The organism is Aquimarina gracilis, from assembly GCF_035285365.1.
Lineage (GTDB): Bacteria > Bacteroidota > Bacteroidia > Flavobacteriales > Flavobacteriaceae > Aquimarina > Aquimarina gracilis.
Genome location: NZ_JAYKLX010000008.1, coordinates 243,377 through 264,494, shown reverse-complemented (window position 1 = coordinate 264,494; position 21,118 = coordinate 243,377). Strand labels below are relative to the sequence as shown.

Below are 21,118 nucleotides of genomic sequence, written 5' to 3'. Positions count from 1 at the left end.
TTAAATAATGTATAGTGTCAAAACTACTTATCATGCCAATTTTGACCTTTCATTTTTAAAGCAGCCTTCATTACATCTTTTTGGCTTATTTGGCCAACTAATTTACCATCTTCAATAATCGGAAAACGTCTTCTTTTTGTTTGTAAAAACTTGTTGGCAGCGTCAAAAATATTAACATTACCATCAATAGTTTCTACATTCTTTACCATAAACTTTTCGACCTTTGCATCATCTATTGGCATGTTATAATAACGGCTTTCATTAAGCTGTTTGATGCAATCTCCTTCGGAAATAATCCCCAACAATCGATTGTTGTCATCTACTACCGGCCCTCCTGAAATTTTGTACTTTACCAAGGTCTCGATTACTTCCATTACCGATTGATTTGGATTAAATGTAATCAAATCTCTGGTCATGTAATCTGAAACTTTGATAGGAGTCTCATCTTGCTTCTTGGTTTTAGAACGAGCCCCTTGAAAACTGATTATTCCCATAATATTAAGCAATTTAGTGAAACTTAAATATAGTGATTTTCAATTATTTATTCAAGATAACACTCAACTTTATAACAGAAAGGTCTCTTTTTTATCATTGTCATAATTATTCGTTCTTCATCATCACATTTCTATTTTTTTTGAGGCCAATTCTCATTTTATGGGGCAACCTCATAATAATTGTGGCTTATTTCTTACCTTTAACCTAAACCAATACACACTCATGCGAAAGTTTCCCTCATTACTTACGTTTCTCCTCATACTTTTTTCTTTATTTTTTACTTTTTACAGCACCAAGTCACATCGAATAAGTGATCTTGACACTCCCTCTCAAGAGTTTTCTACGCTGCGCGCGTTAGAACATGTAAAAAGTATTTCTAAAGAACCTCATTACCTTGGTAGTAATGCGCATAAGGATGTAAAAAACTATATCGTAAACGAATTACAAAAATTAGGATTAGAGCCCAAAATACAAGAAGGATTTTCTGTTGGCAAAACCGGTGATTGTAGTAGACCACAAAATATTCTGGCAAAGATAAAAGGTAGTGGAAATGGAAAATCGCTGATGTTAATGACACATTATGATAGTTCACAGCATTCTTCGTATGGTGCGAGTGATGCTGGTAGTGGGGTTGCTACTATTTTGGAAGGTATACGCGCTTATCTATCGACAAATAAGGTTCCCAAAAATGATATTATTATCTGTATTACCGATGCAGAAGAACTAGGGTTAAATGGTGCCGATCTTTTTGTAGAAAAACATCCTTGGGCAAAAGATATAGGTTTGGTTCTTAATTTTGAAGCTCGAGGTAGTGGAGGAGATTCTTATATGCTCTTGGAAACCAATGGCAAAAATGGTAATCTTATTAAAGAATTTGCAAATGCCGGGTTACGATATCCAACCACAAATTCTCTGGCGTATAGTATTTACAAAATGCTACCCAATGATACAGATCTAACAGTCTTAAGAGAACAAGGAGATATTGACGGCTATAACTTTGCTTTTATCGATGATCACTTTGATTATCATACCGCGAATGACACATGGCAAAATTTGGATCTCTCTACCTTACAACATCAAGGAAGTTATCTTATGCCACTGCTGTCCTATTTTTCGGAAATTGATCTTACCAATCTAAAATCTGATCGTGATTATATTTATTTTAATACGCCAATCTTTACTTTGGTCAAGTATCCTTTCAGTTGGATATTTCCTCTTTTGATCATTGGAATTATCCTATTCATAGCGCTACTATTTTATGGGCGAACGACCTACAGAATAAATTTCAAAGAAGTTATCAAAGGCTTTGGTATATTTTTGATTGTGATGAATCTAGCGGGGTTTCTCACCTTCGGGTTATGGGAACTTCTTAAGCTCATCTATCCGCAATACAAAGAAATTCAACACGGTTTCACCTATAATGGGTATTTGTACATTACGGTCTTTGTATTACTATCTGTAGCAATTTGCTTTAAAGTATATGCAAGATTTTGTAAGCCGGAAAACACACCTAATTTACTTATTGCACCATTGTTTATTTGGTTAACAATATCGGCTATGGCTGCCTTGTACCTGAAAGGAGCTAGTTATTTCATTTTTATACCATTTTTTGGTCTGATTTCTTTATTTGTATTAATTCGACAAAAAAAACCAAATCCCTATTTAATGGTTTTTCTCGGGTTACCAGCTATTTTTATATTATCACCCTTTATAGCCTCTTTTCCTGTAGCATTAGGTTTAAAAATACTTTTTGTTTCTGCAGTCTTATCGGTATTGTTATTTGGAGTTTTACTACCCGTATTTGCTTTTTATAAAAGACAGAATTTATACGGAAATTTAATTTTAGTATTTTCCTTTGTATTTCTAATAACTGCTCACGCAAAATCAGATTTTACCGAGAAACGACAAAAACCAAACAGTCTCGTTTACATTCTGGATACCGATCAAAATAAAGCAGTTTGGGCCTCCTATGATCACACTTTGGATTCCTGGACAAAAAATTATATCAATCCTAAAGAAAATATTGCCGAAACCTATAACAAAAATGCATTACAAAGTAAATATGGAAGATCGTTCACTCATGCCAATACTGCACCAATAAAGAATATTAGACAACCTAAATTTGATATTAATAAAGATACGATTATAGGTGACCTGAGATTTTTTGATCTATGTGTATCACCTCAAAGAGATATTAATAGAATCGATGTATTTACCATGACTATTTTTAATTTCAATGCGCTAATCGTTAATGACGAAACCGCATCAGATTTTGATTATAATGATGGCAATACCTATAATGCATATACCAAAAGATGGAAACAACACCTACTCACCTACTATGTTAACAAAAATGAACCTTTGGAGCTGAAAATGCAATTTCACAAAGATTCATTACCCTCTTTTGTACTTTATGAGTCGTCGTATGATTTATTGGATAATGAACATTTTTCAATCCCAGAAAGAAGTAATGAAATGATGCCAAAACCTTTTATAATCAACGATGCTGTAGTCCTTAAAAAGAGTTTCATAATCCAAGAATATGTTGAAAGTGCGGTAGATACCTTATCTATAGAAACTAAAGAAGCGAATGAACGAGCAAATTAGCATTCTAGGAACGGGTTGGTTGGGATTGCCTTTGGCAAAAGCCTTTGTTGAGGAAAACTATGTCGTTAAAGGGTCGACGACTTCAGAAAACAAATTAGAAAATCTTCGCAATCACAAAATTAAGGGATATCAAATTTCTTTGAATGAAGAAGGACCCGTTGGAGATATAAACTCTTTTCTTTCTGGTAGTGACACCCTAATAATTAATATCCCTCCTGGACTTCGTAAAAACCCGGAAATCAATTTTGTAGCCAAAATCCAAACGCTTCTTCCACATATTGAAAAATCTGATATTGAAAACGTGCTTTTCATAAGCTCTACGTCGGTTTTTCCAGATTTAGAAGGGTTTCCCTCGATTTCTGAAGAAACAACTCCAAATGCCACTTCTAATGCCGGAAAACAGCTTATAGGAGTAGAACAATTACTGCAAAACCATAAAGGTTTTAAAACGACCATTCTTCGATTTGCCGGCTTATTTGGCCCAAATCGACATCCAGCAACAATGCTATCCAGGCGAAGTAATATTAAAAACCCTGAAGCACCAGTAAATCTAATTCACCTAGATGATTGTATTGGGATTATCAATCAGATTATAAGGACACAACGTTGGGGCTACATTTTTAACGCTTCATACCCCGATCATCCTGAAAAATCTAAGTATTACGGTAAGATATGTAAAGAAATGGGATTACCTCTTCCTGACTATGATTTTCAAACTCCGTCTAAAGGAAAACTCGTTAAATCGGATAAGATCGAACATTCTTTAAAATATCGATTCAAAAGAAATTTGGATACTATTTAACTATAAATTCCTTATCAACATCGTCAAAAACAGCAATGATAACCTCTACGGCGTTTAAGTAGAACATGGGATCTATTTTATGGAAATCATCGGTATGTTTATGGTAGTCAGGATGATCTTCTTCTCCAAAATATAAAAAAGGAATCTTCTCTTTGTGAAATGGTCCATGGTCTGAAGCATAGGTCCAATTTTGTTTCTTATCAGAACCGTCATGCCCTTCTAGCAATTTAATCTCGCTAGTATTATTAAAGGTTTTTAAAATATTTTTAAGCTCTTTATTATATCTTGTACCGACCACGTAAAGTTCCTTATTAACATTTCTTCCGATCATGTCCATGTTAATATTAAGAATAATATCTTCTTTTTTTACCGGTGGTTCTTTTACAAAATGCTTTGCCCCTTGCAACCCAAATTCTTCAGCATCAAAAGCAGCTAAAATCACAGAGTGTTTCGGTGGATTTTTCTTAAAATATTCTGCAAAAGCAAATAGAGCACATACACCCGATGCATTATCGTCGGCTCCATTATATATTTTACCATCTTTGACACCCAAATGATCATAATGTGCACTAATCACAATGTATTTCTCAGGAAAATCGGTTCCTTTAATACCTGCTATTACATTTTCTCCTTTGTACTCCTTTTCCTTTATCTTGAAGCCAAATGTGCGACTAGAAGATGATAAGTAAAGAGGATTTTCTATTAATTCGTTAAATGTTAAAGCGATAAATGCTCTTGCCAACTCAGCTCCTTTCTCTCCGGTGCGTCTTCCTTCATAGGATTCTGACGACAATTCTCTCAACCTTTTAAAAAGCGCTTGTTCATCAAACAAAGTTTCCTTTTTGGATGTTTCGTTTATAGCTTTGCTTGTTGCCTGAGCAGTAATAGTATTAGTAATAAGCAACAATAATAAAGACAGTAAGCCTCCTAATATTTGCGTGGTATTTGTTTTCATCTCTTTTCGAAATTTTGTTAAAAAAACAAAATCCAAACCTTATAAACAAGGTTTGGATTTTGAAAGATTTTTATTTTAATACATTAAAGCATTATCCTTTCATACTAGCTTTCAAGTATTCTCGATTCATTCTTGCAATGTTTTCCAAAGAAATTCCTTTAGGACATTCGATCTCACAAGCTCCAGTATTGGTACAGTTACCAAAACCTTCTTCGTCCATTTGGTTTACCATTGCCATTACACGCTCAGTCGCTTCAACCTGTCCTTGAGGTAATAATGCAAATTGTGAAACTTTAGCCGATGTAAATAACATTGCCGACGCATTTTTACAAGCTGCAACACAGGCACCACATCCAATACATGTGGCGGCATCCATTGCCTCATCTGCATCCTCTTTACGAATAGGAATCGCATTGGCATCAATTGTATTACCAGAAGTATTCACCGAAATGTAACCACCAGCTTGTTGTATACGTTCAAAGGCACTACGATCAATCATCAAGTCTTTGATAACCGGAAACGCTTTGGCTCTAAATGGCTCGATGTAAATGGTATCACCATCATTAAATTTACGCATGTGCAACTGGCAAGTAGTTATTAAACGATCTGGTCCATGCGGCTCACCATTTATTTGTAAAGAACAGGCACCACAAATACCTTCTCGACAGTCATGATCAAATACCACCGGTTCTTCGCCTTTGGCAATAAGTTCTTCATTTAACACATCCAACATTTCTAAAAAAGACATGTCTCCTTCGACACCGGATATTTGATAATCTACTATCTTTCCTTGTGAGGTAGCGTCTTTTTGACGCCATATTTTTAGTGTAAGATTCATATTTTTAGTTTTTAGTAGTTAGTAATTAGAGGTTAGTGTGTGGTAGATTGTTCTACCAACTATCCACTAACAACCACCAACTATTTATAAGAACGTGTTTTTAATTCAATATTTTCGAAGACCAGGTCTTCTTTATGTAATTTGGCATCTTTTGGTTCGCCTTTATATTCCCAGGCAGCTACGTACTTAAAGTTTTTATCATCTCTAAGTGCTTCTCCCTTTTGCTCTCCTGATTGCTCTACAGATTCTTCTCTAAAATGTCCTCCGCAAGATTCATTACGATTAAGGGCATCCTTTGCAAATAGCTCCCCAAGTTCCAAGAAATCAGCAACTCTTCCTGCTTTTTCTAGTTCTGGATTCATACTATTCGCTGTTCCAGGAATTTTTACATTTTTCCAGAAATCCTCTCGCAGTGCAGCAATTTCTTCGATTGCTTCTTTCAATCCTTGTTCGTTACGAGACATCCCGCATTTGTTCCACATGATCTTACCTAATTTCTTATGATAATAATCTACAGAATGCTGTCCTGACCCACTCATAAGTTTCTCGATACGCTCTTTTACATCCTTCTCTGCCTGATCAAACTCTGGAGTATCGGTTGGAATCTTTCCTGTACGGATATCGTGTGATAAATAATCTCCAATAGTATAAGGTAGTACAAAATATCCATCGGCCAGTCCTTGCATCAAGGCTGATGCTCCTAGGCGATTCGCTCCATGATCAGAGAAATTTGCTTCTCCGGCCGAATAACATCCAGGAATAGTTGTTTGTAAATTATAATCCACCCAAAGACCTCCCATCGTATAGTGTACAGCAGGATAGATCATCATAGGAGTTTTATAAGGATTCTCATCTACGATTTTCTCGTACATTTGGAACAGATTACCATACTTAGCTTCTATAACCTCTTCTCCTAACTTGGTAATTTCTTCTTTGGAAGCGTTATGAATTCCAGATGTTAATGCTTTTTCTTGTCCATATCTTTGAATTGCCGCAGCAAAATCAAGGTATACCGCTTCACCGGTTTTATTTACCCCGAAACCGGCGTCACAACGTTCTTTTGCTGCTCTGGATGCTACGTCTCGTGGTACCAAATTACCAAAAGCAGGGTAACGACGTTCTAGATAGTAATCTCTTTCTTCTTCAGACAACTGTGTTGGTTTTAATTTACCAGCACGAATAGCTTCAGCATCTTCAATTCTCTTGGGTACCCAAATACGCCCATCATTACGCAATGATTCAGACATCAAAGTTAATTTGGACTGGTGATCTCCTGATACCGGAATACATGTAGGATGAATTTGCGTGTAACAAGGATTTGCAAAAAACGCACCTCTACGATGTACCTTCCATGCTGCAGTCACATTACTTCCCATGGCATTCGTACTTAGAAAGAAAACGTTTCCATATCCTCCAGTAGCAATTACAACAGCGTGAGCTGAATGTCTTTCGATCTCTCCTGTAACCAGGTTACGAGCAATGATACCTCTTGCTTTTCCATCTACTTTAACAACGTCAAGCATCTCATGACGATTAAACGCTTCTATCTTTCCTCTTTTGATTTGACGATTCATCGCAGAATAGGCACCAAGTAACAATTGCTGACCGGTCTGTCCTTTGGCATAAAAGGTACGGGATACCAATACACCTCCAAAGGAACGGTTATCCAATAAACCTCCGTATTCTCTGGCAAACGGCACTCCTTGAGCCACACATTGGTCTATAATATTACCAGAAACCTCGGCCAAACGATACACATTTGCTTCTCGAGATCTGTAATCCCCTCCTTTTATGGTATCGTAAAACAGACGATAATCTGAATCTCCGTCTCCTTGATAGTTTTTCGCTGCATTTATTCCTCCTTGTGCCGCAATCGAATGCGCACGACGAGGAGAATCCTGATAGCAAAATGTTTTTACATTATATCCAAGCTCAGCCAACGTAGCTGCTGCGCTTCCTCCTGCTAATCCTGTCCCCACAACGATAATATCAATATTACGTTTGTTGGCCGGATTCACCAGGTTGATTGTATTTTTATGTTTTGTCCACTTATCTGCCAGTGGACCTTCAGGTATTTTAGAATCTAAAATTGACATACTCGTGGGATTTTTAATGGTTTTGATTAAGGTGAAGTACCAAAGCAATGATGATAAAACCTAATGGAATTACAATCGAAAAGACTTTGGCAAATTTGGTTGCTCCAACCGAATATTTGTTGTTGAATCCAACAGATTGAAATGATGAAGCAAATCCATGCCACAGGTGCAGCGCCAAAAACACAAACGAAAGCGCATAAAATCCAGTTCTAACCGGGCTTACAAATTTGTGAAGCAACTCTGGATAGTATCGCGTAGGATCTTCTGGCGCAAACTCAACATATTTATGTACCATTTCTGGAACCCAGAAATCATAGAAGTGTAATCCCAAGAAAGCCAAAACTACTAATCCCGAATAAATCATATTTCTCGACATCCAAGAGGCTGCCGCGCTTCCTTTATACTTCGCATACTTAACAGATCTTGCGTTTCTGTTTTTTATTTCCAATATGAATCCCATTACAAAATGAAAAACTACCCCAAAAATTAAGATTGGCTGTAAAACAAACTGTACCAAAGGATTAGTTCCCATGAAATGAGACAGCTCATTGAATACATCTTCGCTAAAAATTGAAGTAAAATTGATGGTAAAGTGTTGTAATAAGAAGAAAACTAAGAAAAGTCCCGAAAGTGCCATGGCAACTTTTTTAGCTATTGAAGATTTTATCAATCCACCCATTATTTAAAATGTTTAATTAGTTGTGAAGCAAAAATAGGACTCAGTGTCAATTTAGCCAAGCTTTATGAGGTGTTTATTTCACTATTTATAATGAATTTAAAGAAGGGGTTTGCTTTGTTTATAGTTTAGAGCGCAATCGTTTGAAATCAGTATTTAACTTTAAACAAAAAAAGGGTTTGTTTTTTATAAATATCCTATTTTTAGGACATGCAAAATATCAATTCCAAACTTCCAGAAGTATCCACAACTATATTTACTGTCATGAGTAAAATGGCAAATCAGTATGGTGCTATAAATCTCTCACAAGGCTTTCCTAACTTTGAGGCAAGCCCAAAATTGATCGATTTGGTCACTCAAGGCATGCAAAAAGGATATAATCAATATGCTCCTATGCCAGGTTTATTGCCGTTGAGAGAAGTTATTTCTGAAAAAACGAATTCACTATATAGCTCCAATTATCATCCCGAAACCGAAGTAACCATTACCTCAGGAGCAACGCAAGCAATTTTTACCATTATTGCCGCATTTATAAATCCAGGTGACGAAGTAGTTATTTTTAAACCAGCTTATGATTCATACGAGCCATCTATCGAATTATTTGGAGGAACGATCGTTCCAATACAGCTCAAAACACCTGATTTTACTGTAGATTGGCAAGAAGTTGAAGAAAAAATCACCTCAAAAACAAAAATGGTGATTATCAATACGCCTCATAATCCTAGCGGATCTGTTTTGTCAGGACAAGACATGCTTCAGCTAGAAAAACTACTCAAAAATACCGACATCATTTTACTAAGTGACGAGGTGTATGAACATATTATTTTTGATGGGCGGGAACACCAAAGCGCGGCTCGATATCCTGGATTGGCCGAACGTGCTTTTATTACAGCTTCCTTTGGGAAAACATTTCATACTACCGGCTGGAAAATGGGATATTGCATGGCCCCTGCTTCATTGATGACAGAGTTCAGAAAAGTGCATCAATTTAATGTTTTTTGTAGTAATCATCCTATGCAATACGCATTGGCCAAATATCTAAAAACTCCAGAAAACTATTTGTTATTACCTAATTTTTATCAAGAAAAAAGGGATCTGTTTCTTTCTATGATCAAAGATTCTCGATTTACATTCACTCCAGCCGCTGGAACCTATTTTCAGTTATTAAAGTATACTGAAATTACCGATGAGGGCGATGTAGCTTTTGCAGAAAGATTGACTAAAGAACATAAAATTGCTTCCATCCCGGTTTCTGTATTCAATTTGAATCAAAAAGATGATAAGGTACTACGATTTTGTTTTGCCAAGACTGATGATACCTTGAAAAAAGCTGCAGAGATTTTGTGTGGGATTTGATTGTTTTATCCTCGCAATTGGGACTTCGAAAGCCTCAGTCCTTTACTTCCTAACTCCTAAAACTCAAATCTTAGCTGAATTACCTCAAACTCTTTTTCTTCTTTTTCTTTTTTCTTTTCTTGTCCGGTATTGAGATTTGAAAGTGAAATACCCAATAATCTCACAGAGTTTTTCATTTTATCCTGATACAACAATTCTTTGGCCGTTTCGAGTAGAATATCGGCATCACTTACAAAATAAGGCAGGGTTTTACTTCGAGTTTGCAGCGTAAAATCACTGTACTTGATCTTCAAGGTCACCGTTCTACCGGCAACCTTACTATTCTTCAATCGTTTTTGCAGTTCTTCGGCAATACTTTCTAATCGTTCAAGCATATAAATTTCTGAAGAGATATTTTCACTAAAAGTTCGCTCGGCTGCCAACGATTTACGCTCTCGATTTGGCTTTACTTCACTTACATGAATCCCTCTAACAATTTGGTAATAATGTCTTCCGGCTTTACCGAAATGTTGGGTCAAAAACTCTTCAGATTTTGATTTTAGGTCCTTTCCCGTATAAATTCCCATTTCGTACATCTTGGCTTGCGTCACTTTTCCTACTCCATAGAATTTTTTTACATCCAGGTTTTCAAGAAAATCGATTACCTCTTCTGGATTTACCGTTTTTTGTCCATTAGGTTTATTATAATCACTGGCTACTTTGGCGATAAACTTATTGATCGATATCCCTGCTGAAGCTGTGAGTCCTACCTCATCAAAAATACGTTGTCTAATCTCTTGAGCAATCAGCGTGGCACTGGGGTTTCCTTTTTTATTTTGAGTAACATCGAGATAGGCTTCATCCAGCGATAAGGGTTCAACCAAATCGGTATAATCGAAGAAAATTTTTCTGATTTTGGTTGAGATTTCTTTATAACGATCAAATCTTGGACGTACAAAAATAAGATCAGGACACAGTTTTCGAGCTTTAAAGCCTGGCATTGCCGATCGTACTCCAAAAACCCGTGCCTCATAACTAGCAGCACTAACCACACCGCGTTTTGATCCCCCACCTACAGCCAATGGTTTTCCTTTTAACTCAGGATTATCCATTTGCTCTACAGAGGCGTAAAAGGCATCCATATCAACATGAATGATTTTTCTATGCGTTACCATTTCTTCCACGGTACAAAAATAGTGGATAATAGTAGATGATCTAAATTCTCTAAATTAAAAGAACCTAACGATAGGCCGTAAATAGAACAACGACACCTTCGTTGTTGATATCGGCGGGAAATACATTTTGTCCTGCATTGGTTAAGGTACCATTAGTATAGGTAGCCGTAATGCTGAAACCATCTGTATTAAATGAAGTAACGCTTCCTGTGATTATTCCTAATGAATTACCATTTTGGCTACCATACCTTAACCCAATTGCGTTAGAACTAGAAGCAAAACGGGAAATATCATTAATAGAATTTCCACTCCCACCAACATAAATCACTTGTTGCGTAATAGTTGCACCATCTTGTCTTGCAAATCCATTCATGGTACCATAAGAGTTACGTATTCCCTGATCATTATTTGTGCCTCCATCACTATTAAGATCAAAGCTTTCTACATTGGCATGCGCCACAAAAGTCACCGATGTAGGCTGAAAAGGTATTCCGGTAACATTGACATTCCCAGCAGCAGATATCTGGAATGCCCCAACATAAACATTACCCGTAGTAAGCATTTCTTGCCATCCCGTATTTGTATATTCGTATACCCTATTAGTATCGGTATCATATATCAAAGAACCTTCTTGTACCCCGGTAATGGCATTTCGATCGGCAGTAGTAGCTGTTGGAAGTCCCATGAGCGCATTAGCATCAATCTGAGCGAAAACCCCTATATTAACAATAAAGAAAAATAGTACAGAAAAGTATACACTTTTCATAGTTTGGAGCATTTTTTTCATGTAAGGCAATTTTTAGAAACCAGATTTCGGAATCAGGCTATTTTTCTATAACATATTTATGACTAGGTATTAGGTTTATGGTTGAAAGATACTAATTTTGAAATTGTTTCAAAATCATGTTATATGAAAACGGCAATTATACTCGGTGCAACAGGACTTACTGGAGGAATTTTGCTAAAACAACTTATCGATGATGATCGATACGACAAAATCAAACTCTTTTCAAGAAAAACCATTGGTATTTCGCATCCCAAAATCGAAGAATATATCATAAATATGCTAGAGCTTAGGGATCATGCTCAAGAGTTTATTGCCGACGAAGTCTTTTGCTGTATAGGGACTACGAATGCCAAAACGCCAGATAAAGAATTGTATCATAATATCGATTACGGAATCCCGGTAAGTGCGGCTAGATTAAGTAAAACAAACAGAATCCAAACACTTATTGTCATTTCGGCCCTGGGAGCCGATTCTGAAAGTCGCATTTTTTATAACCGTACCAAAGGCGAAATGGAAAATGCCATTTTGGAATTTGACATCCCCAAAACACATATCCTTCAACCCTCGTTAATTGGCGGAAAAAGAGATGAAAAAAGACCCGGTGAGTATTTCTTTAAAGTAGTAATGAAAGTTTTTAACCCCCTACTCTTTGGACCTCTTAAAAAATATCGCATCATACATCCTGAAACGATCGTTTCATGTATGATTTGGTTGGCGAATAATGAATTTGACAAAAAAAGAATTGTTTCTGATGAGATCAAAGAAATAGAAAAGAAATCTGGTCGAATCTCTGACTACGAATAATAAATTATGATAGAAATCGAACGCAAATTTTTGGTAGCTTCTGAAGCTTTTAAAAAAGAAGCTCAAAAAAGTACGCAAATTGTACAGGGATTCTTGAATACAGACCCTATACGAACCGTCCGTATACGTATTAAAGGAAATCAAGGCTTTATCACCGTAAAGGGGATTGGAAATGAATCAGGTACCTCGAGGTTTGAATGGGAAAAACCAATTTCTGTTAATGAGGCAGAACAGCTTTTATCACTTTGTGAACCAGGAATGATTGAAAAAATACGTTATGAAATCCAATCGGGAAAACATACTATCGAAGTTGACGAATTTTTTGGCCAAAATAAAGGACTGGTCTTAGCCGAAATTGAATTAGATAACGAAAATGAATCCTTTTTAAAACCTGACTGGCTTGGAAAAGAAGTAACAGGAGATCCAAAATACTACAATGCTCAACTCAGTAAAAACCCCTTCCATTTATGGTAAACAAACATAACAAAAATGGCTTTTGCCTAGCTCAACAATGGTTTAAACTTGATTAACAAAATTGTAACATATAACAATAGTAAGGCCGCTATAATAGGCTCGTCTAAGACGACTTATTATTAACCAAAAATTGAAAATATGTTACACAAATCTAAAAAGTCCCTGTTGGGGACCCTACTACTTTTATGCCCTTTTTTATCAGTTTTGGCGCAACTTCCTGTGAATGGTTTTTACCCCGAAAAAAATACGCTCACCATAGCCCCTAGTTTCTCATACAAAAGTTATGATCAATTTTATCGCGGGTCTACCTTATCAGAAGGAAATCCAGCTGGTTTAGGAGAAATCTCATCATCTATTGTATCGCTTTATGGGCAGTATGCTATTATGGACTGGTTATCTTCAACAGTTACCTTACCATACATTCAGGTTGAAAGCGAAGATGGTATTCTTGATCCTGTCCAGCAGGTTGCAGAAGTTGATGGGGTACAGGATCTGGGGATCTTCATGAAAGCTCGAGTTTATGAAAAGAAATTTGATAATGCATCTCGATTTACGGTAGGTGGAGCTACCGGAGTTACACTACCTGTAGGTGATTATGAAGGCGCAGGTGTCCTTTCGCTAGGAAACCAGGCTACCACAGTTAACGGAGCTGCTATTATACAATATACATTTCCGTTTAAAATTTTTAGTGAAATCCAAGCTGGATATAGCCTAAGAAACAGTAGTGATTTTGATATCCCCAATGCTATGACATATAGTGCAAAAATTGGCTTCTACAATGAGCTCCTGTATTTGCATGCTCGGTTAGACATACAAGATTCTATGTCTGGTTTTGATATTGGAACCCCTGAGTTTGGAGAAGCCGGTGGTGCCGCCATTCTTCCTGAAACCGAAGTAGATTACACCAATTTATCTTTTGATTTTTATGTACCAATATATAATCACACTTTTGGCGTGTCTGCCAGTTATGGAACTACCTTGAATGGACGAAATTACAGCAAAGAATCTGGATTAGCCTTTGGATTGGTTTATACCGCCAAATAAGTAAGTCTCTCCTTTAGTAGTAATCACCTTCAAAAGTTTTATATTTGAAGGTGATTATGTTTTAAAATCTTTCTTATACATGAAATCTTCAACTATCAAAATTTCACTTCTCATTTGCTCCCTTATACTCTTTTCTTGCAAGCAGGAAACAGAAGTAAAAACTCCAGAGCTTGCTCCTCAAGTTGTTGAAAAAGTAACCCCTTCAGCAAAAGAAATAAAAGAAAAACTTCTTAAAGACGGGTTCCAAATTTTTGACTATATAGATGAAGAAAGCGGAGATACCGTAATCATGCAGCAATATTTTATAGCTTTTCTAAAAAGGGGGCCTAATCGTTCTCAAAACAAACAAGAAGCCGACAGTCTACAAAAACTTCATATGGCACATCTAGGACGAATGTATGAAGAAGGATATGCCGATATCTCGGGCCCGTTTGGAGATGATGGTGATATACGTGGAATCACTATTTACAATACCCCAACACAAAAAATGGCTGATAGTCTCGCCAATATGGATCCTATGGTAAAAGCAGGAAGAGTGGTTATCGAAGTACATCCCTGGTGGGCTGCCAAAGGGTTTCCTTTGCGATAAGATTTAAAAATACTTAATCGTCCAATCGATCAATTTTTGTTTAAAGCTAGAATACGGTGGAGTCATGAACTCGATGGCACTGGGCCATTTTTGTTTAAACATAGATCGTTCATTAGTAAATTCAATAAATCCAAAATGCCCTCTGGATTTTCCGATGCCGCTGTTGTTAACTCCTCCAAAAGGCAAGTGAGGATTACCAACATGTACAGCAGACATATTAATGCATGTACCTCCAGCAGTAGTATTATCTACAAAAAATCGAATATTTTTCTTGCTTTGACTATAGATATACAAGGCTAAGGGTTTTTCTTTTGAATTGATAAGATCAATTACTTCTTGCTTGTTTTTGTAGGTAACTATGGGAAAAATAGGACCGAAAACTTCATATTTCATTAGATCTGAATCTAGCGGTACATTGTCAACCAAAGTAGGTTCGATATAATTTTCAGAGGCATTCATAGCGCCTCCATAAATTACTTTGCCTCCATCTTTTAATGTATTCTCTAGATACCCTTTCAATCTTAAAAAGTGCTTGGCATTAATAATCCGAAGAAAATCAGGTGATGTACTTGCATTTTCTCCGTAATGCTTCTTAATCTGATCGATCATGCATTGCACAAACTCTTCTTTTTTACTTTCGTGCACAATAGCATAATCGGGAGCAATGCATATCTGGCCTGCATTCACAAACTTTGCCCAGACGATCCTTGAGATTACCTTTGAAATATTTGCCGTTTCATCTATAATTGTGGGTGACTTCCCTCCTAATTCAAGGGTAACACTGGATAAATGTTTTGAAGCAGCGGCCATTACGATTTTACCAATTTCGGGAGCACCCGTAAAGAAAATATGACTGAATTTCATATTAAGTAAGGCCGTTGCCGTTTCGACACCGCCTTCGACCATTGCAATTTCTTTTTCCTCAAAAGCTTCGGCAACAATTCGTTTCATGACCTCAACGGTATGTGAATTAAATTCTGAAGGTTTTAAAATTACTGTGTTACCTGCTGCAATGGCTGAAACCAAAGGTGCAAAAAGTAACTGCATCGGGTAGTTCCAAGGTGCGATGATAAGACACATCCCCTTGGGCTCATAATGAATCCAGGAGGATGAACCTATCATAGTTACCGGATTCCCAACCTGTTTGGGTTTCATCCAAGTTTTTAAATGTTTTATTGCAAATCTGATCTCTGAAAGTACCGGATAAATTTCGGTAAGATCCACTTCGGCAGTTGGTTTGTGATAATCCTTCCACATAGCTTCCTGCAATTCCTTTCGGAATTGTAGAATTACCTTTTGAAATTTCTTCAGTTTATGGATACGTTCTGAAGCCTTGGTTTTTCCTACTTCGCGGAAATAGGATTTTTGGCTTTCATATATATCTCGAATTACTGAAATTTCCGTTTCATTAAATTCAGCGACCATGATTTGTATTTAGTTTATGAAAACAACGATTGTAGCTTCATTGCTACTCCCATATCTCCTTTTATTTTTATTTTCCCACCCATAACAGCAGCCATCGGATTAAGTTCTCCTTTAATTAACGACATAAAATCATCAAATCCCACATCTACCTGGCAGTCTGCATCTTTATCTTCGGCAGAAACAACATTGGTATCGCCTGTACCGTCGATGTACAATTGCTCTTCTCCAAAATTGAATTTTAAAGTATTGTTTAAACTATCAGCTTTTGCTGCTTTTTCCTGAATGGTTTGCAGGATACTGTCTATGTTACTCATAACGTTATTTGTATTTGTATTTGAATTATTTTTCTCTGCTTGTTTATACGAAACATCATCGATCATCATTTTAGCGATAATTTCTCTCATGATTTCCGAGGTTCCTCCTCCTATTGTTCCAATACGACTATCTCTAAACATTCTGGCAATTTTAAAATCCTCGATATACCCATATCCACCAAAAGATTGAAGACATTGGGTCATGGTTTTATCGGATAATTCTGTTGCCAGCAATTTGGCCATCGAACATTCTTTTACAGCATACTTTTCATCATTGTTCAACCTAGAACAATATAATACAAATTGTTTGCAAGATTCTATTTCTGAAGCCAATTGTGCCATACGATGTCTTAGCACTTGAAATTTATTAATAGGTCGTCCAAAAGCGGATCGTTCAGACATATATTTCAAGGTGTATTCCAAAGCCACTTCACAGGCAGCGTATCCCATAATGGCACCCACTAGCCTTTCTACTTGTAAGCCTCCCATCAAATAGTAAAATCCTTGTCCTTCGTTTCCGATTAGGTTTTCCTTAGGGATTTTTACATTGTCAAAAGCAAGTTCTGCCGTATCTGAGGCGTGCCATCCTAGTTTTTTTAATTTGGTTTTACTTACTCCTTCTCTATCCAAATCAACAATAAGTAAACTAACCCCTGCAGGACCAGCTTTGGGATCAGTTTTTACAACACACACGACAAAATCACCATACACGGCATTGGTAATAAATGTCTTAGAACCGTTAAGGATATAATGATCTCCCTCAAGTATCGCCGTGGTTCTAATATTAGCAACATCTGATCCTGCTGTTGGTTCAGAAATACCAATGCAACTTATTTTTTCACCAGAAATGATACCAGGCAAATATTTTTCTTTCAATTGTTGTGATCCATATTTCAGAATATATGGTCCCGACATATACTGAACAACTGCCTGGGTTATTGCAAATCCACCTGAAAATACCTTGGCAATTTCTTCGCAGAAGATAACATCATAAAAGAAATCCTGATTAGCACCACCAAACTCTTCAGGGTACGAAAGTCCTAAAAATCCCATATCACCCATTTTTTTCCATACTCCTCTAGGAATACGTCGATCCTCTTCCCACTGATCTATATTGGGGATGACTTCCTTTTGTAAAAAAGAGCGTAGACTATCTCGAAATAGTTCATGTCCTTCATCAAAATAATAGCTGTTCATTGTGTGATTTTTTAGATGTTATATCGGTTTTCACCAATAAAATGAGATGCAATGTTTCTTCGCAGTGCAACAAGATTTTCTACTGGAAGCTGTAATAATTTATTAATAGCTTTAACGGTCATTAGCGCAGTGTCTCCTTCAGCTGCTGCAAAAATAATTTCTTTTACCGCTACCTTAATAAGATCAGCGGATTCGTTCATAAAAACTATCGAAATAGCTTCTCGAAGCTCTTTGTTTTGTTCGTCAGACTTAAGTGTTCTTAGGATTACGGTTTCCAACATATATATCTGCGAAATGATGTCTGAAAGACGCGATAACACTTCCTGTTCTTCCTGTATCTCTTGTTGAAACTTTTGCATGGCTTTCCCACTTGCCAGTATGGCCGCCTGCTTACAATTATTAAGAAAATCAAGAGCGAATTCTTTGAATGATTTATTGCTATCTGCAGGCACCAACTTTCCTGATTGTAAATTCTGAAAAGCTTCAATAGCTACTTGCATCAAAGGCAATTTTCCTTTCAAGGCATATTTTAAAATAGTCCCAGGAATGACGAGACGATTAATTTCATTGGTTCCTTCGTAGATTCTATTTCCTCTTATATTACGATAGTGCATCGATATTTCGCTGTCACCAGAAAAACCCATCCCTCCGTGAATCTGCAATGCTTCATCGACTACAAATTGTTCTATTTCAGATCCAAACACTTTTATAATCGAACACTCTGCAGCAAATTCTTGAGCCACTTGTTGTTTTGCTTTTAAAGGATTCAACCCTTCGCTTATAAATTCATCTAGCAAATGATCCATATCGCCCCCCAAACGGTTCCAACCAGACTCTAATGCATAGATTTTGATCGCCATTCTGGCTATTTTTTCCTGAATTGCTCCAAAAGAAGCAATGGTTTTTTTAAATTGAACTCTTTGATTGGCATATTGCACTCCCAGGTTAAAAGCTCGTTTCGAGATAGCCGATCCTGCCACGCCGATCATCAATCGTCCCATATTCAAGGCATTCATTGCAATCTTAAATCCCTTATTTCTTTCTCCTAAAAGGTTTTCTACAGGAACTTTTACATTTTCAAAAAATACTTGTCGGGTGGAAGATCCATGAATTCCTAATTTATTTTCTTCAACGCCTGGTTGTACGCCCCACTCTTTTTCGACTACAAGACAGGATAGGTTTTCATCGTCTTCTATTTTACAGAATACTGAAAAAATATCGGCAAAACCCGCATTGGTAATCCACATTTTCTGACCATTCAGGATATAATGCTTTCCATCTTCGCTTAGCATTGCTTTTGTTTTTCCTGAATTGGCGTCAGAGCCAGCCCCGGGTTCGGTTAAACAGTAGGAACATTTCAGTTTTCCGGACATGATACCTTCTAAATATTTTTCTTTTTGCGCATCGGTACCATAGAACATGATGGTATTGACACCCAACCCTCGTTGCACACCCAAGGTTTGCGAAAACGAAAAACTATCAGACATTACCTCTGAAGCAGCGAGATCGGTTTTGATATCACAACCCATACCGCCAATACTTTCGGGTGCAGAGATGGCCAAAAATCCTAGTTCGCCTAATTTTTCTAGTTTTTCTGGTGCTATTTTGGTGCCTTCTTTACTATCAAATTCTTCTTTAAGGGGTTCTATTTCTTTATTGATAAAATCACGAATAGCCTCTCGAAGCATTTGGTGCTCCTCGGTATAATCTTCGGGAGTAAAAATAGTCTCTGGATCCGCAGTTTTTAGTAAAAACTCGCCACCTTTTATTGTCGTTAGTTTTGGTTCCATAGGTTTTAAGAGATAAATGATTTAAGCACTCTCGCTAAGCCCATCTTATCGAATCCTAAGTGTTGAGCACCATCTACGATAAGTGAAATTCCTGTAACATATGCCGCCATCGGGCTAGCCAAAAACAGTACGGCATTCGACACATCTTCAACTCTACCGAATCGTTTTAACGGAATCGCTTTCTGAGCTTCTTCAAACATATCCTGGATCTGTGGTGGGTAATTATCTAACCCGCTAGATTCAATAATTCCGGGGGCTACACAGTTGATTCTGATATTGAAATCACTCCACTCCATTGCCAATGACTTGGTAAGATTTTCTACTCCTGCTCTGGCTGCTCCTGTATGAGCCATGCCTGGGAATCCGCGATACACCTCAGCCGTAATATTGACAATAACTCCTTGTTTTTGAGGAATGAAAAAAGCATTTGCCATCTCGCGTATCATCAAAAATGTACCATTAAGGTTATTGTTGATCACGGCATTCCATCCTTTATCACTGATATATTCGGCTAAAGCCGGAAATTGGCCTCCGGCATTATTAACCAAAATATCAAGGCGCTGATATTTTTCTTTGATCATCTGGGCTAGTTCCTGAACGTCTTCAGTTTTTCTGATATCGCAGGCTTGATAAGAAAGTTCGCCATAAGTGCTTAATTCCTCGGCCGCAATTTTCAACTTATCTTCTTTACGCGAACAAATAATCACATTGGCACCTAGCTGAAGGAAATCTTTGGCGATCTGAAATCCGATTCCTGATCTTCCTCCAGTTACCAATACTATTTTGTCTTTAAAAGCGTCTGATTTCAGCATAATTATGAGTTTACCTTTTTTGGAATGTTCAACATTTCTCTTGCTTCGTCGATACTTGCAATTTCACGTCCGATCATTCTGGCTAGTGACGCCCCGGCATCGACTAATTCGCCATTGGATTTTGCCATTTCGCCATTGGGTAGGTAAAAATTATCTTCTAATCCTACTCTGAAGTTCCCTCCCATTGCAGCAGCAATAGCAGAAAGTTGCCATTGTTTACGACTAATCACAATCGATTGCCAGAAAGCGTCTTCGGGAATCTGCTTTATTTGATGAATTAAATTTTCTGGCGTTGCCGGAATTCCTCCCATTACTCCCATCACCAGGCTGTAACAAGCATTATCCGGAAGCAATCCCATTTGGCGCAAGGGCTCAGCATTTCTGATATGTCCTGTATCGAAGCACTCCATTTCTGGGCAGATACCATTTTCGTTCATGGTTTTTACCACTTTGATCATATCATCAAAAGAGTTTTCGAACACGCCGTTCCAAATAAATTGCTTTACACTTTTTGAGAAAATAGCATAATTCATACTCCCCATATTAAATGCCGCCATATCGGGTTTTGTAGCATGTAAATGCTTAAGTCTATCCTCGATAGAAAGTCCGATGGCTCCTGTAGAATAATTGATAATTACATCGGGGCAATGTTTACGCACTTCTTCAGTGATTTGTTCAAACACTTCGGTTCTCCAGCTGGGCATTCCATTATCTTCACGTGCATGAATATGTACTATAGCGGCTCCAGCATCCACAGCTCTTTTTGCTTCAAGTCCTAACTCCTCTGGTGTATACGGAATATCAGGACAATGTGATCTATTGGTAGCTGCACCAGTAAGTGCTGCGGACAGAATCATCTTTTTGAAAGCCATATGTTTTTGATTTTGTTTCTATTTTTTTAAA

At 37.2% G+C, this 21,118-nt stretch carries 19 protein-coding genes; 7 read left to right on the top strand and 12 right to left on the bottom strand.

Annotation, left to right across the window (positions count from 1 at the left end; translation table 11 throughout):
* Positions 1-23: 23 nt before the first annotated feature.
* On the bottom strand, positions 24-494 hold the full coding sequence (locus U6A24_RS17825; protein WP_324181359.1) for a CBS domain-containing protein: 471 nt from the start codon (positions 492-494) through the stop codon (positions 24-26).
* 223 nt (positions 495-717) lie between these two features.
* Here U6A24_RS17825 and U6A24_RS17820 point away from each other — a divergent pair, with 223 nt between their 5' ends.
* Together U6A24_RS17820 and U6A24_RS17815 are read left to right on the top strand one after the other, a co-directional pair.
* Positions 718-3,102, top strand: a complete 2,385-nt coding sequence (locus tag U6A24_RS17820) for a M28 family peptidase (protein WP_324181358.1) — start codon at positions 718-720, stop codon at positions 3,100-3,102.
* Complete coding sequence (locus U6A24_RS17815) at positions 3,086-3,904, top strand: NAD-dependent epimerase/dehydratase family protein (RefSeq protein ID WP_324181357.1); 819 nt, start codon at positions 3,086-3,088, stop codon at positions 3,902-3,904. Before U6A24_RS17820 ends, U6A24_RS17815 begins: the two co-directional genes overlap by 17 nt.
* On the opposite strand, the gene U6A24_RS17810 is transcribed toward U6A24_RS17815, so the two are convergent.
* The 4 genes from U6A24_RS17810 to U6A24_RS17795 form a co-directional block, all read right to left on the bottom strand.
* On the bottom strand, positions 3,897-4,859 hold the full coding sequence (locus U6A24_RS17810) for a M28 family peptidase (protein ID WP_324181356.1): 963 nt from the start codon (positions 4,857-4,859) through the stop codon (positions 3,897-3,899). The genes U6A24_RS17815 and U6A24_RS17810 overlap by 8 nt on opposite strands.
* Before the next feature lie 91 nt (positions 4,860-4,950).
* Positions 4,951-5,697 (bottom strand): succinate dehydrogenase/fumarate reductase iron-sulfur subunit, encoded by a 747-nt coding sequence (locus U6A24_RS17805; protein WP_324181355.1) that lies wholly within the window; start codon positions 5,695-5,697, stop codon positions 4,951-4,953.
* 80 nt (positions 5,698-5,777) lie between these two features.
* The gene (locus U6A24_RS17800; RefSeq protein ID WP_324181354.1) at positions 5,778-7,793 is read right to left on the bottom strand and encodes a fumarate reductase/succinate dehydrogenase flavoprotein subunit; all 2,016 of its coding nucleotides are present in this window, start codon (positions 7,791-7,793) and stop codon (positions 5,778-5,780) included.
* A 13-nt stretch (positions 7,794-7,806) separates the two neighbouring features.
* On the bottom strand, positions 7,807-8,472 hold the full coding sequence (locus U6A24_RS17795; protein WP_324181353.1) for a succinate dehydrogenase cytochrome b subunit: 666 nt from the start codon (positions 8,470-8,472) through the stop codon (positions 7,807-7,809).
* A gap of 207 nt (positions 8,473-8,679) precedes the next feature.
* Here U6A24_RS17795 and U6A24_RS17790 point away from each other — a divergent pair, with 207 nt between their 5' ends.
* Positions 8,680-9,825: a methionine aminotransferase gene (locus tag U6A24_RS17790; RefSeq protein WP_324181352.1), complete on the top strand. Its 1,146-nt coding sequence runs from the start codon at positions 8,680-8,682 to the stop codon at positions 9,823-9,825.
* A gap of 56 nt (positions 9,826-9,881) precedes the next feature.
* Here U6A24_RS17790 and dinB read toward each other — a convergent pair whose 3' ends face one another.
* Both dinB and U6A24_RS17780 read right to left on the bottom strand, forming a co-directional pair.
* Entirely contained in the window at positions 9,882-10,979 is a 1,098-nt protein-coding gene (dinB, locus tag U6A24_RS17785; RefSeq protein ID WP_324181351.1) for a DNA polymerase IV, read from the bottom strand.
* Between the two features lie 64 nt (positions 10,980-11,043).
* On the bottom strand, positions 11,044-11,766 hold the full coding sequence (locus U6A24_RS17780) for a hypothetical protein (protein WP_324181350.1): 723 nt from the start codon (positions 11,764-11,766) through the stop codon (positions 11,044-11,046).
* 123 nt (positions 11,767-11,889) lie between these two features.
* Here U6A24_RS17780 and U6A24_RS17775 point away from each other — a divergent pair, with 123 nt between their 5' ends.
* The 4 genes from U6A24_RS17775 to U6A24_RS17760 all read left to right on the top strand — a co-directional run bounded on the left by U6A24_RS17775 (position 11,890) and on the right by U6A24_RS17760 (position 14,677).
* Positions 11,890-12,570, top strand: coding sequence for a Rossmann-fold NAD(P)-binding domain-containing protein (locus U6A24_RS17775; protein WP_324181349.1), 681 nt, complete (start codon positions 11,890-11,892; stop codon positions 12,568-12,570).
* A gap of 6 nt (positions 12,571-12,576) precedes the next feature.
* Positions 12,577-13,044 carry a CYTH domain-containing protein gene (locus U6A24_RS17770; RefSeq protein ID WP_324181348.1) on the top strand — a complete coding sequence of 156 codons (468 nt, stop codon included), beginning with the start codon at positions 12,577-12,579 and terminating at the stop codon, positions 13,042-13,044.
* Positions 13,045-13,182: 138 nt separating this feature from the next.
* Complete coding sequence (locus U6A24_RS17765) at positions 13,183-14,088, top strand: hypothetical protein (RefSeq protein ID WP_324181347.1); 906 nt, start codon at positions 13,183-13,185, stop codon at positions 14,086-14,088.
* A gap of 79 nt (positions 14,089-14,167) precedes the next feature.
* Positions 14,168-14,677: a YciI family protein gene (locus U6A24_RS17760; protein WP_324181346.1), complete on the top strand. Its 510-nt coding sequence runs from the start codon at positions 14,168-14,170 to the stop codon at positions 14,675-14,677.
* A gap of 3 nt (positions 14,678-14,680) precedes the next feature.
* On the opposite strand, the gene U6A24_RS17755 is transcribed toward U6A24_RS17760, so the two are convergent.
* Genes U6A24_RS17755 through U6A24_RS17735 form a run of 5 tightly spaced genes read right to left on the bottom strand, consistent with a single transcriptional unit; the run spans position 14,681 to position 21,087 of the window.
* Positions 14,681-16,102 carry an aldehyde dehydrogenase family protein gene (locus U6A24_RS17755; RefSeq protein WP_324181345.1) on the bottom strand — a complete coding sequence of 474 codons (1,422 nt, stop codon included), beginning with the start codon at positions 16,100-16,102 and terminating at the stop codon, positions 14,681-14,683.
* Positions 16,103-16,116: 14 nt separating this feature from the next.
* On the bottom strand, positions 16,117-17,613 hold the full coding sequence (locus U6A24_RS17750) for an acyl-CoA dehydrogenase family protein (RefSeq protein ID WP_324181344.1): 1,497 nt from the start codon (positions 17,611-17,613) through the stop codon (positions 16,117-16,119).
* Between the two features lie 11 nt (positions 17,614-17,624).
* Positions 17,625-19,403 (bottom strand): acyl-CoA dehydrogenase family protein, encoded by a 1,779-nt coding sequence (locus U6A24_RS17745; RefSeq protein ID WP_324181343.1) that lies wholly within the window; start codon positions 19,401-19,403, stop codon positions 17,625-17,627.
* A gap of 5 nt (positions 19,404-19,408) precedes the next feature.
* Complete coding sequence (locus U6A24_RS17740) at positions 19,409-20,215, bottom strand: SDR family oxidoreductase (protein WP_324181342.1); 807 nt, start codon at positions 20,213-20,215, stop codon at positions 19,409-19,411.
* A 2-nt stretch (positions 20,216-20,217) separates the two neighbouring features.
* Positions 20,218-21,087, bottom strand: coding sequence for a BKACE family enzyme (locus U6A24_RS17735; RefSeq protein ID WP_324181341.1), 870 nt, complete (start codon positions 21,085-21,087; stop codon positions 20,218-20,220).
* Between the last annotated feature and the right edge of the window lie 31 nt (positions 21,088-21,118).